This is a genomic window from Solidesulfovibrio sp., assembly GCF_029978005.1.
GTDB lineage: Bacteria > Desulfobacterota > Desulfovibrionia > Desulfovibrionales > Desulfovibrionaceae > Solidesulfovibrio.
Genome location: NZ_JARKOZ010000110.1, coordinates 1 through 10,836 on the forward strand (window position 1 = coordinate 1; position 10,836 = coordinate 10,836).

General features: G+C 65.7%; 14 protein-coding genes and 2 pseudogenes. All 16 read right to left on the reverse strand.

Annotated features, from left to right (window positions below; all coding sequences use genetic code 11):
• Positions 1 to 393: pseudogene (locus Q1K70_RS12630) on the reverse strand (hypothetical protein); the annotation flags it as partial.
• A gap of 455 nt (positions 394 to 848) precedes the next feature.
• Positions 849 to 2,129: a PBECR2 nuclease fold domain-containing protein gene (locus Q1K70_RS12635; RefSeq protein WP_300160092.1), complete on the reverse strand. Its 1,281-nt coding sequence runs from the start codon at positions 2,127 to 2,129 to the stop codon at positions 849 to 851.
• Entirely contained in the window at positions 2,119 to 3,639 is a 1,521-nt protein-coding gene (locus Q1K70_RS12640; RefSeq protein ID WP_300160095.1) for a DUF935 family protein, read from the reverse strand. The genes Q1K70_RS12635 and Q1K70_RS12640 overlap by 11 nt, the downstream gene beginning before the upstream one ends.
• Complete coding sequence (locus tag Q1K70_RS12645; RefSeq protein ID WP_300160098.1) at positions 3,636 to 5,105, reverse strand: hypothetical protein; 1,470 nt, start codon at positions 5,103 to 5,105, stop codon at positions 3,636 to 3,638. Before Q1K70_RS12645 ends, Q1K70_RS12640 begins: the two co-directional genes overlap by 4 nt.
• Entirely contained in the window at positions 5,102 to 5,686 is a 585-nt protein-coding gene (locus Q1K70_RS12650) for a hypothetical protein (protein ID WP_300160102.1), read from the reverse strand. The genes Q1K70_RS12645 and Q1K70_RS12650 overlap by 4 nt, the downstream gene beginning before the upstream one ends.
• Before the next feature lie 37 nt (positions 5,687 to 5,723).
• Positions 5,724 to 5,969 carry a hypothetical protein gene (locus Q1K70_RS12655; RefSeq protein ID WP_300160106.1) on the reverse strand — a complete coding sequence of 82 codons (246 nt, stop codon included), beginning with the start codon at positions 5,967 to 5,969 and terminating at the stop codon, positions 5,724 to 5,726.
• A complete protein-coding gene (locus tag Q1K70_RS12660; RefSeq protein WP_300160109.1) occupies positions 5,970 to 6,380 on the reverse strand; it encodes a hypothetical protein in 411 nt (136 codons plus the stop codon).
• A gap of 4 nt (positions 6,381 to 6,384) precedes the next feature.
• Entirely contained in the window at positions 6,385 to 6,828 is a 444-nt protein-coding gene (locus Q1K70_RS12665) for a hypothetical protein (RefSeq protein ID WP_300160112.1), read from the reverse strand.
• Between the two features lie 154 nt (positions 6,829 to 6,982).
• A complete protein-coding gene (locus Q1K70_RS12670; RefSeq protein ID WP_300160114.1) occupies positions 6,983 to 7,927 on the reverse strand; it encodes a hypothetical protein in 945 nt (314 codons plus the stop codon).
• Positions 7,928 to 7,951: 24 nt separating this feature from the next.
• Complete coding sequence (locus Q1K70_RS12675) at positions 7,952 to 8,440, reverse strand: hypothetical protein (protein ID WP_300160117.1); 489 nt, start codon at positions 8,438 to 8,440, stop codon at positions 7,952 to 7,954.
• A 146-nt stretch (positions 8,441 to 8,586) separates the two neighbouring features.
• On the reverse strand, positions 8,587 to 8,994 hold the full coding sequence (locus Q1K70_RS12680) for a hypothetical protein (RefSeq protein WP_300160120.1): 408 nt from the start codon (positions 8,992 to 8,994) through the stop codon (positions 8,587 to 8,589).
• A gap of 84 nt (positions 8,995 to 9,078) precedes the next feature.
• Positions 9,079 to 9,531 (reverse strand): hypothetical protein, encoded by a 453-nt coding sequence (locus Q1K70_RS12685; protein ID WP_300160124.1) that lies wholly within the window; start codon positions 9,529 to 9,531, stop codon positions 9,079 to 9,081.
• Positions 9,528 to 9,956: a hypothetical protein gene (locus Q1K70_RS12690; protein WP_300160126.1), complete on the reverse strand. Its 429-nt coding sequence runs from the start codon at positions 9,954 to 9,956 to the stop codon at positions 9,528 to 9,530. Before Q1K70_RS12690 ends, Q1K70_RS12685 begins: the two co-directional genes overlap by 4 nt.
• A gap of 15 nt (positions 9,957 to 9,971) precedes the next feature.
• Complete coding sequence (locus Q1K70_RS12695; RefSeq protein WP_300160129.1) at positions 9,972 to 10,340, reverse strand: hypothetical protein; 369 nt, start codon at positions 10,338 to 10,340, stop codon at positions 9,972 to 9,974.
• Between the two features lie 3 nt (positions 10,341 to 10,343).
• Positions 10,344 to 10,607: a hypothetical protein gene (locus tag Q1K70_RS12700; RefSeq protein ID WP_300160132.1), complete on the reverse strand. Its 264-nt coding sequence runs from the start codon at positions 10,605 to 10,607 to the stop codon at positions 10,344 to 10,346.
• A 3-nt stretch (positions 10,608 to 10,610) separates the two neighbouring features.
• Positions 10,611 to 10,836: pseudogene (locus Q1K70_RS12705) on the reverse strand (DUF1018 domain-containing protein); the annotation flags it as partial.

Consider the following 10,836-nt stretch of genomic DNA (forward strand, 5'->3'; position numbering starts at 1 on the left):
CTCGGCCCCGGCCAGCCGGACCTCCTTGAGGCCCGGTATGGCCGGCTGGGCCGCCCCCAACAGGCCCACATGCCAAAGCCGCCACCCCCGGGCGAACTTGGCCGAAACGTTGCGGTAGCGCCCCTGGTCCACGGCCTCGCGTACCGGCTCCGGGACGTCGCCGAAGCGGGCCAGCAGCACGTCGCCGTCGCGTCTGACGGCGGCCAGCCAGCCGTAGGCCGGGTCGTCGAGCTTGGGATGCCCCAGTACCAGCGGCACGCGGCGATCGGCCGGGTCGAAGGAGGTGACGGCCGCGTCGAGGTCGTCGCGGCTGATGCTGACCGCCTCGCCGGAAAGCGCCGTGTACGGGCCGCCGGCGCGGGCGATTTCGATCCATTTGGTGAGCGCTGCCATGGCCCCTGGTATGCCCGAGGCGGCGAAGGCAAAGGAGCGCGATACGGACGCGCACGGACACAATTGCGGCAATGCCCCACGTTTCGGGGCACAGGTGGGATAATCCCGGGATAATCCTAGGTCTAAAATGGGTCTAAGAATCGGGGAGGCGGTCGCCGAAGCGGGCGGGCGTCGGGAAGGCCGGGGGAGCGGCCTGGGATAGGGACGGAGTCAGGCGGTCAAAAGCGGTCTAAGAGGTCGGGGACCGCTTGACCGGGTTGGGCGGAGTTCCTACAGGATACAGGCGAAGCAAGGACGCCGTACCTGAACCTCGCCCGGGCGGGGGTAGCAGCAAGGGCGGCGTCTGTTCGGCTGGCCCGGGACGGCCGGATGCTTCGCGTCACGCGAAGCGGCGGCGTCGCGGCCGAGCCCCGGCCGGGGGATCGGTAGGCCGCGCGTCCGCTCCGAAGCCGGCCCTAGCGGAGCGCCTCGCGATACACCAGCGTGCCCACGCGCTGCTTCTCCAGATAGGCCAGCATCCGAGCCGAACCTTCGGCCGTGACCTTGGGCGTGAACGCCGTGGCCGCCCGCCACTGCCGCCCGCGCACCAGGTTGAAGACCGCAAAGCCGCCGATGCGCTTTTCCGAGGTGGTAAAAAGGCGGATCAGCCGCAGCACGTCCATGGGCTTGCCCGCCACCTCGGCCGGGGTCAGCCACACCTCGTAAGGCGACAGGATGGTCCTGGCCAACAGCCGGACGAAAGGCTCCCGGCCTTCCTTGTCCACCTTCCAGCCGCCGGTGCGCTTGTCGATGAAAAAGCCCTTGCCCACCACCATGGGCAGTTCCACGCCGGGCAGCGTGACGAGCTTGCTCCCCTCGATGTCGGCTATCCCGAATTCGGACAAGAACGCCTGGACGTAGCGCTCCGGGGCCAGGCCCGTCGGCAGGATGTCGGCGGCGTCCACCGTCAGGACATGCCGGGGATCAATCCCGGCCAGCGGCGGCCGGCAGGGATCGTCGGCAAAAGCCAGGCCGCCCCGGCAGATGGCCCGCGCGACAAGGGGTCTTATCTCGTCGGCCAGGGGGCCGGGCGTCAGCGACTCCAGCCAGTCCTTTCCCACATTGGTTGAAAATCCCTGGTCCGGGACGATGCGCACCGGCCCGGAGGCCGTGTCGATCTCCTTCGGGATGTCATCCTCGACGGTCAGACCCCGGTCTTCGACTTGGCGGCGGGTGAGCGCCTTGACCGAACAGCGGCAGTTGAAGCCGTTGGGCGGATACCAGGTGTCCCAGAAGGGATGCCCGGCCGAATAGATCTTGCCGGAAAGGGCCCGATGGGCCGGCCGGGTGCGGCCGTCGTTGACGGCCGAATACTGCCAATACGGGAAGGTATCCCGCATGGCCCACATCTCTTTATATCGGCCGGCCATGTAGGCGGACTGGACGTTGGTGCGGAAGATCGTCTCCAGGCGAAGCGGCCGCTCGCCCGTGAAGCCGGCCGCGTCCAGGGCCTGGCTGACTGTGGCCTTCCACTCCTTGAGCGGCACGCCGTTTCCCATGGCGCCGAGCATGGAGCGGCGCACGGCCTCGACCATGTCCAGCCGGGCCAGGCCCGAGACGGTGAACGCCCGGGCCTTGGCCGCGTCGGAAAGCCGGTCGAACTGCTCGCGGGTGACGGCGACCTTGTCTTGCAAGTAGCGGATGGCCTCGGCCGGCCGCACCGGCGTGAAGGCGATGGGCGACGGGCTATCCGGCACGGCCGGTCTCCAGGCGCACGGCGTAACGGCCGAGCAGATCGGCGGCGACCTGCGCCGCCTCCACGGCCGCCTGGAAGTCCCCGTCGTCCAGGTCCGGAAAGGCTTCGAGCAAGAGCAGCTCAGCATCCTCCCAGGACGCGGCGCGCACCATGAGGTCCACGATGCGCCCGGCCTGGTCGTGAACGGCCCGGCCGCCATCCTTGAGGGCTTCGGCCACCAGCCGTTCCACGGCCTGCTGGTCCGGGGTGAAACGATCGTCGCCGGCTGCGAACATGGCGGATTCGCCGGCGTCGGAGGCAGGCGCCTCGACGCTGGCCACACTGAATTCCTCGGACGTCAGGCCGAAGCTCTCGAAGTACGGTTCCTTGAAGCGCGCGCCCAGGGCGTAGAGCGACCTTCCGAGCTTGGCCTTTTGCTCCAGGTCTTCTGGCTCCACGTAGGAAAACACGGGCGTCAGGGCGTCGGGCGCGTTCACCTGGCCATACATCCAGGCCAGATCGTTCATGGCCGTGACCACGAGCGTCTGGTCGGCCTCGGCGTAGTCAGTCAGTACGTTGTAGTGGGTCTGGCTGGCGGCGTAGCTGCCCGTGGAGCCGATTTCCTGGGTAAGGGTCTGCCCCTGGATGATCTGGGCGATGGCCGCGTCCATGTAGTTGACGATGGAGAGGTGCAGGCCGCCCGTGGCCTTGCCTTCCACGGATTCGATATGGACCTTGGCCCCGCCCGAGACCACGGCCACGGCGTCGCGGATCATGGCCGCGAGGCTCGCCTTCATGTCCTGGCGCTCTGCCGGCGTCGACCCGGGCCGGGCTTCGCCCACCACCCAGGGCATGCCGAACTTCTCGGCGAACCGCATGAGGAACTCGATGCCGCCCCGCTTGAAGGCCACCGGGAAGAGGCAGCGGGAAAGCAGCCGCAGCCCGTAGGGGTTCTTGTAGGTCGGGAAGTGGCGCGACAGCACCACCTTGAACGGATGCACCTTGTCGCCGGTGACGGCTTCCTCGCCCCGAAAGCACAGCGCCCCATCGCCGTCGAAGACGAACCACTCGCGCGGCTTGGGAATCAGGTCACGCACACGCAGCCGGTTCCCCTCGCGCTTCCACAGGATTTCCGTGGGCGTCGGCCCGAAGTACGGCGTGTCGAGGACCTGGGAGAACAGGTTATAGAGGTCCACCCGCTCCAGGTCGCGCGTCAGGTCGTCGCACAGGCGCTTGGCCTCGGGCGTGGGCTCCCGGCCTTCCTCCTTGCCCGGCGTGAACTTGTAGTCCCGCTTGTTGAGGGTCTTCACCTTGCGGCCCTGGATCGAGGAGCACACCTTGCCGTCGGCGGTCAGATCTTCGAGCACCTTGCCGTCGTCGCCGCGCTCCCGAAGGACCGGATCGGGGTCGGGCAGGATGCCGAGCAGCCCCCAGGAAGCCGGGGCCACGGCCACCTCGCCGAGCAGCCCGGCCAGGGGCGTCGCGCCGAATTCCACGAAGGTCTTTTTATCAAGCCACAGGCCGTCGCTCATCGATACCCCCGAAACATATTGCCGGCCGTGTAGGGCATGGCCGTTTCCACCGTAAAAGGCTCCGCTTCGATAGTCTTGGCCGCGAACACGGCCAGGGCGGCGGCCACGCCGGCGTCGCCGTGGCGCTTCTCGCCCTTGGCCCCGGTGCGCGTCTCCGGGAGCTTGGCCACGCCCTTGACCACCTTGAAGGCGCGCAGGTCATCCAAAATGAGCGCGTCGCGCGGCAAAAGGATCGTCTTGTCCTCGAAGGCCGCCTTGAGCTTGGGCATGTGCTCCCGGTACCAGCCCTCGGAAAGCATGACCTCCTGGATGAGCTCCGGGCCGTATTCCTGCCGAGCCACCTCGGCCAGGTACTGGCCGTTGCCCCGGGCATCGAGCGCCGCCCCGCAAAAGCGCGGCAACCGGTCGCAGATGAAAAAGAGCGCCTGCTCCTGTTGCTGAAAAGGACAGTCGCGCAGCTCCAGCACGAAGGGCGCGGCCAGGGTCAGGTCGGGATGTTCGACCAGCGGCACGTCCACGGAAAGATCGGCCGTGCGGCCGAAGTCCTCGCCGACAAAGGAGGCCAGCCCACGGGGAAGCCGCTCCAGGAGCGGCGACAACTCGGCCGTGAGCCAGTCGCGCATTTCCCGGAAGCGCCGCTCTTTGGGCCAGTCCACGAAGTCCGAGGCCGGCGGCGACCAGCGCAGCACCGGGATGTCCGGCGACATGCAGGATTCGACGAGCTGGCGGGTCAGGAAGGTGCCCGAGCCCTGGGAGGGGATGCAAAAGAGCTCCTCATCCGCGCCGTCGCCGTAAAATTCGACCAGGCTGGCCCGCCAGGCGGCTTCTTCCCCGGGCGACCAGGTCAGGCCCCGGACCTTGCAGATGCGCCGATACAGCCCCTCGGCCAGGGCGTCGTCCAGGGTGACGCGGTGCAGGCTGTAGGGCAGTTTCCCGGCCCGGATGTCCAGGACGTAGTTGTTGAAGGGATTGGTCTCGCCGTTGTGCGTGGAAATCACTTCCACCATGCCGCCCCACATGGTCAGGGCGATGGCCGCCTTGAGGAGTTCTTCCAGGTCGTCGCAGAAGGCGGCTTCGTCGATGACGATGCACCCCTGCTTGGAGCGCAGATTCTTGGGCTTGCCCGAAAGCGCGACGACGGCATGGCCCGAGGCGAAGCGCACGCGGTAGGCCAGCACGTCCTTGTCCTCATCCTCCAGGACCACCTCTTCGAATTCCGAGGCCGCCAGATTGAGGCGCTTGGCCCACTCGGCCACGTCCTTGATGTAGGTCTCGGTCATCTCCTTGTTGTAGGAGATATAGAAGGTGTTCATACCGCCTTCGCTCTTTTTCAGGCCGGCCAGTGTCGCGGACTCGGCCGCGTCCGCGTAGGACAGGCCGATGCGACGGGACTTCTCACAGAACTTGACCGGATTGCTGTCCCGGTTCCAACGGTCCTGGTAGGCCAGAAGCGGTGCGTCGCTCATGGCGTTTCACCCCCGAGCAAGGCCCGAATCCGGTCGGCCGTGTCGGCGCTCAAGCCGCGTTCCAGGCTCGGTGTTCCGTCCTTGGCGGCCGCGCCGGCGGCGGCCCGCATGTCGCCCAGCAGATCGAGCACTTGCTTGACCTCGCGAAGGGCGGAAAGCGTCACCTTGTCAGGGCTGGCCAGCATGGCGTTAAGCCGCAGGCCCACGGCTTCTTCCAGGGCGGCCACGGCGTCGGCGTCGCTGGCGATCTCGCGCAGGGGCAGCGAGGACGGCGTGGCCTCGGCCCGCTTGTCCGCGATTTCGGCCGCCTTGAGCGCCATCTCTTCCATCTTGGCCACGGCAAAGGCGTCCATGGCGTTCATGCTGGCTAGGCAGTTCTGAATCAGTCGGGCGCGCAAGCGGATGGTGTCGGCCCGGATGGACGCCAGGGCCTGCCGGATTTCGTCGCGCTTGGCGCGCCAGCCGTATTTCTCGGCCCAACGCTTGAGCGTCGAGGCGGCCACGTGGGTGCGCGCCGCCACCTCGTCGAAGGTGAGGCCGTCCACGCACCACAGCTCCTCGGCGCGCTCTACTGTTTCCATGGGATGTTCCCGGCGTCCGGCCACGGCGGGCATGGTATCAAGCCCCCAGGTGGCGGTTGATAACCGCGATCTCGGCGCGGACCGCCCGCAGGTCCATGATCGCCTGGGCCAGGGCGAGCCCTTGGGACGCGATCTGTTCGTCTTCGAGGGCGTCCACCGGCGTGGTGGGCAGCAGGAGCAGTCGCAGCGAATCCCGCAGGCCGCTGGCCCGGATGGCCAGGCCCTTGGCCGCGAGCTCTTTTTCGGTCTTCTGGCCGACCATGGCCGCGCGTTCCAGGTCCATCTAAAACCCTCCCTTCATGGGGCTCTCGCCCTTGGCGATGCGCGCCGCCGGGCAAAACTGGTTGCTGCAGATGCTGTCCACCAGCCGTTGCATGACCTGGGTGTTGAGCACCACCTGGTCGTGTAGGCTGGTGGCCAGGGACTGGTAGGCTTCCACGAGCTTGACATTGTCTTTGTAGTAGCCGGTCACCACGCGCAGATCGTCGCCATAGGCCTTGAGAATCCGGTCCATGTCCTTCTGGTAGCGCGATAGGTCGGCGCGCCGGCGGCGGTCCTCGATCAGCCAAAAGACCACGATGAGGAGCACAAGACCCATGGGGGTGAGCGTGACCAGGGCCACCAGGAACGAGAGCGAGCCCGCGTCCATGGCCGACAGGATTTTCAGAAGGGTCGCCGCCAGCGGTTGGTCCATGGCATCACGCTCCGGTGGTTTCGCCCTTGAGGCTGCGGGCGGCGATGTAGATGGCGGTCACGCCCACGATGCACACCTGGGTGACGGGCGAGAGCTCGAAGCCCAGCGGATGCTGGGAAACCAGGGTGGCCACCGTGCCGATCATGGTCCACAACCGGCTGGAGCGAAGGCGCGATTCCCGCACGACGGGCGAAGCCGTCAGCGTCGTGGTCAGCTCTTCCAGGCGGCCGGCATATTCGCCGAACGTCCCGACAGCCGGCGCGGGCTGCGCCTGCGCCGGCTGCGGCAAGGGCGCGGTTTGCGGCGCAGGATTGGCCGGGGTGGCAAAGTGCTTGGCGACCTCGCCCAGGATGGCCAGGGCCGATTCCACGGCGTCGGGCGTGACGGGCGGCCGGGCGGCGGCCGGGGCGGCCTGTTGCGACTGCGGTTGTTTTTGCGCTTCCGTCATACGTTTTGCTCCTTTGGTTGCTTCGCTTCCTGCCCGCACCTTCCCGGGCATTCCGTTTCCCCAAGGCACGTGCCCATGCATTGGTGAGGGCCTTTCCAGGTCAACCGAAAAATACAGTCGACGCATTCCCCTTCTTGCTCGGCTTCATTGATGGTCATGACGCGTTTCCTCCCGGCAGCCAGGGATATGCTTTGCCGCATCCATCCAGCCCTCGGAGGAGCGCCATCGCCCCGACCTGCTGGCTGACGGCCTGCGGATCGAAGTGGCCGTCCGAGACGTATTTCCCCCGCATGTAGGCCGTCGTGAAGGACCAGAGGTAGGGGCTCACATTGCCATGTCGGCGGTAGCCGAAGCCATTGTACCGCTCCAGGACGTAGGCGAGACCGGCAAGAGACCAGTCGCCCCAGGCGTCGAGTTTATGCAGGAGCAACGCGTCGCAAGCGCTTTCCTCCCAGCTAAACGGCGGCTTGCCGACGAGAGGCCGTCCTTTCGGAACATGGACGGTGCGGGCTTCCAGGGAATCGCCGTTGTGCAAGTGACGGGAAAAATCGAGCCCTGCTTCCATGGCATGGATCAGGGCGACCGTGTGGGGTGGAACGCCGATGGAGTCGGCAACAACGACGTAACGCGGCCAATGGGCGGCGTCGGCCATCCGCTGGGCCGTGGCCGAAACGATGGCTTGGCGCTCCGGCCGGATGGCGGCGCGGGCGAAGAGATTTTCGTACTCGGCACGCAGGGCCGGCGTCAGCGACGAGCCATCCGTTTTCCCGGCCGCCACCGGCTCTGCGGCAGGAGTGAAGGTGGTGGTGGGCTCGTCGATCTCAAAATGGGTGGGATCGGCAAAGAAGTGGAAATCGCCGCTCCAACGGAGAGGGACGTTCGCTTCCTGGGCCGCCTGCCGGAATACCTTCGCAATGGCCTGGAATTTCGAGGCTGCGGAGCTGGCCGGATAGGGCGCTACGGCCAGGCAAAGGCCGTTGCCCGCCGTGACCGTGAAATCGATCGACGCAAGCTCCAGCGCCCGGGAAGCAACGGCCTGCAACGCCGGGTGGCAGGCCGCAAGAGCGGATCGCGACCGCGTGCCGAAAACGAAACCCATGCGCACCTCCTTGCAGGGGCTGGCCTATGCCCACACCCCAAGAACTGGGCGGACCATAAACCAGCCGATACCGCATGGCCGGTGCGGCACGGACGGACGCGGACACAATTTTGCGAAGGGTCGTTTGGAAGCTTGCACCAAACCGCGGCGCAACATCTCGGCCCCTATGTCGCCGAGGGTATCCTCCACAGTGGATCGGCGACGGAATTCGGTATGGCCGCCCCGCAGTGTCACGACGCTGCCGGCCGACAGACGGTCGGTCAGCCAGTTTCGGGCCAGTTCCCCCAGGGCCTGCACATTGGGGTCGGCGTCGTCGGGATCGGGCGCAGTCACACCGTCGAGCTCCACGAGCACGGGCACGACAACAATGAGCGTTCCGCCGTTTATGACCTGGACCACCACGGCCTGGTCGCCGGCGGCCCGGTCCAACTCATGCAGTTTGTTTTTCATGTGGAGCCAGAGCAGAAAAACCAGCAGCAGGACCAATGCCATGCACAACGACAACCATCTCATGCGCGTCTCCTCGGCGTAGGATGTCGCTGTCTACCGCGCGGCGAGGGGAGGCAGGAGGGCGGGACGGACGGGGGCGGAAAGAAAAAACGCCGGGGAGCTTTAAGCCACCCCGGCGTCTCGGATAAATCCAGATGACAGCCTAATTGCTATTTCTTCTTTTTTTGAGAAGGCGATTTTCTTGCATCGTCTTTGGTACATACTTTTTTACCGATATCGACATAAGGACTGCCAAGAATTTCATTTTCTGTGTTCTTGCCAGAAATTACACCCATTGGTTTGCCGTTTGTGTCTATGGCACCTGACCCAAGTTCTCGATATGTCATTGTTTGGCAATTTAGAACCAAGTTAATTAAAAAATATGATGCTTTCTGTCCTCGCGTAGACTGGAATACGTCTGTAGCATCCATTTTGACTTTAACAGAGACCTTCTTTCCTATGCTGTCGATAGATGATTTGTCATAATATGATCCCTTTGACACTTCGACCCAATCAGCACAATAAGCTGAAGTCGAGGCAACCATGAGCATAAGGCAGAATATGACGACAAAACGCATACATTCCCTCCTTGTCTCCCGACGACTTACCAGATAACAAATATCCAGTAAACGCCCTCGCACAGGAATGTGCAGCGTAACAGCCTAGCCTTGTGATCTAGCCTCCGTCCGCGCCAATTCCCGCCGCACGCTCTCTGCCGTGATCCTCGCCGGCGGCGAATCCGGGTGCTTGTCCAGTCGACCTTCCTGGACCATCTCCCATACCCGGCTGCGGCCGATAGACAGCACGAATTCCACTTCGGGGATAGTCAACAAGACCTTCTTCGTGACCAGTTCCCTGGCCGACACCGCCGGAAGTTCAGCGTAAACCAGACGTTTGGAACGGAAGGTCACCGGCAGCAGCAACTCGAACCCCACCGGATCGACCAGGCTGCACCGCTTCGCGCAACCCAGGCACACGAATTTCCGATCCTGGTGAAACCAGCGGGGATTGCGCTTGGTGCAGCCCAGCGACGCATACGCGCGCCCCTCCACGTGCCCGGTGTAGGGCAGATACCCCTTGGCCAGCAGCGCCAGCACGTCATCCACTAGGCTCATGATCTCCACCCCCTCACGGTATCCAGGGCCACAGGCTCATCGCGTCCCACAACCGGGACCCACCAGCGGCCGTCGATGCCCAGGATCGGCGCGCCGGCCAGAAACGTCCTCTCGTACAGCGGCTCCCCGTCGAGCCCGACCCGGCCAGTGGGCACAGACACCCGGTCGCCGCGCCGGCGCGACGGCTGCGGCGCGTCCTGGGGTGGCTCCCGATCGGCCACGAGCCGAAACAGCACGCCCATCAAGCCGGCTGGCGTGAAAAACGCATGGCGCTCGCCCGCCGGGGCATGCCAGCAGCCGTCCAGGCGTACCCGGCAGGCGTCGGCAGGACCGCCCCATTGCGCGGCCGGAAACAATTCCAGCTTGACCGTCTTGCCCTCGTTTCGGAGCAAAATTGTTGTCGTTTTTCGGCGTCGTTCGCTCATGGCCTCATCCCGTTATCAAGCGATGTGAGATATCGCGGCCGCCGCATACAGGGCCGCCACCTCGGCCGCCTGCCGCTCCCAGAGTGCCCGGCAGGTCTTACAGCGCCGCTTGTCCGTGCGGCGGCATCTGGCGCAACCCACGCGCTCCAGGGCCGCGTAGACCGCCGTGAGGGACGGCGGCTCGGCCCCGGGGCCGGCCGGCGGCGTGTCGGCCAGGGCGGCCCGGATGCGCGCAGTTTGCCGGGCCACGTTGCCGGGGTAGCGCCCGGCCAGCAGTTGCAGCACCACCGACTTGGTGACGCCGGTCGCCTTGCAGTACGCGTAGATGCTCCGATGGCGGGCCAGGATGGCGGCCCGCAACGCCTCGCGTTCGTCCGACCCCATGCGTCATTTGGCCATGGCCGTAGCCGTCTCGCGCCGCGTGCCGCCGGCCTCGGCCGGTTCGGGATCGATGCCGGCCTTGCGGCAACGGCTCCACAGGTCCTTGGCCAGGGTGGCCAGGGCCGCCGGATCGGTCAGCCATACGAATGTTTCCACGCCGAACTGCTTGGACACCCGGGCGTCCAGGCTCCGGGGTTCGTAGCCGAGCAGGCACCACAGCATGAGGATGTAGCGTTTCTGCCGGGCCAGCGGCCCGGCCGGGATGTCCAAGCGCTAGTAACCATCGGCCTTGTAGCCTTTATTCCATGTGTGCAGCAGGTTGGGCAAAAGCGGAATGTCCACGGCCGCATGCTCGTGCAGCCATCGCGTGGCCAGGGCGTCGAGCACCTGGTTGCGCTGGCCAAGCGTCAGCCGCGACCAGCTCCCGGCCGGCCCGCCCAGGATGCGTCCGAAGATGGCGACAAGCTCGTCCTTGTCGGCTTCGTAGGTGAACGGCGAG

Excerpts from the sequence above, each read along its gene's own strand:
- Q1K70_RS12640 (WP_300160095.1), bottom strand. The coding sequence starts at position 3,639 with ATGAGCGACGGCCTGTGGCTTGATAAAAAGACCTTCGTGGAATTCGGC.
- Q1K70_RS12645 (WP_300160098.1), bottom strand. The coding sequence starts at position 5,105 with ATGAGCGACGCACCGCTTCTGGCCTACCAGGACCGTTGGAACCGGGAC.
- Q1K70_RS12650 (WP_300160102.1), bottom strand. The coding sequence starts at position 5,686 with ATGGAAACAGTAGAGCGCGCCGAGGAGCTGTGGTGCGTGGACGGCCTC.
- Q1K70_RS12655 (WP_300160106.1), bottom strand. The coding sequence starts at position 5,969 with ATGGACCTGGAACGCGCGGCCATGGTCGGCCAGAAGACCGAAAAAGAG.
- Q1K70_RS12660 (WP_300160109.1), bottom strand. The coding sequence starts at position 6,380 with ATGGACCAACCGCTGGCGGCGACCCTTCTGAAAATCCTGTCGGCCATG.
- Q1K70_RS12665 (WP_300160112.1), bottom strand. The coding sequence starts at position 6,828 with ATGACGGAAGCGCAAAAACAACCGCAGTCGCAACAGGCCGCCCCGGCC.
- Q1K70_RS12670 (WP_300160114.1), bottom strand. The coding sequence starts at position 7,927 with ATGGGTTTCGTTTTCGGCACGCGGTCGCGATCCGCTCTTGCGGCCTGC.
- Q1K70_RS12675 (WP_300160117.1), bottom strand. The coding sequence starts at position 8,440 with ATGAGATGGTTGTCGTTGTGCATGGCATTGGTCCTGCTGCTGGTTTTT.
- Q1K70_RS12680 (WP_300160120.1), bottom strand. The coding sequence starts at position 8,994 with ATGCGTTTTGTCGTCATATTCTGCCTTATGCTCATGGTTGCCTCGACT.
- Q1K70_RS12685 (WP_300160124.1), bottom strand. The coding sequence starts at position 9,531 with ATGAGCCTAGTGGATGACGTGCTGGCGCTGCTGGCCAAGGGGTATCTG.
- Q1K70_RS12690 (WP_300160126.1), bottom strand. The coding sequence starts at position 9,956 with ATGAGCGAACGACGCCGAAAAACGACAACAATTTTGCTCCGAAACGAG.
- Q1K70_RS12695 (WP_300160129.1), bottom strand. The coding sequence starts at position 10,340 with ATGGGGTCGGACGAACGCGAGGCGTTGCGGGCCGCCATCCTGGCCCGC.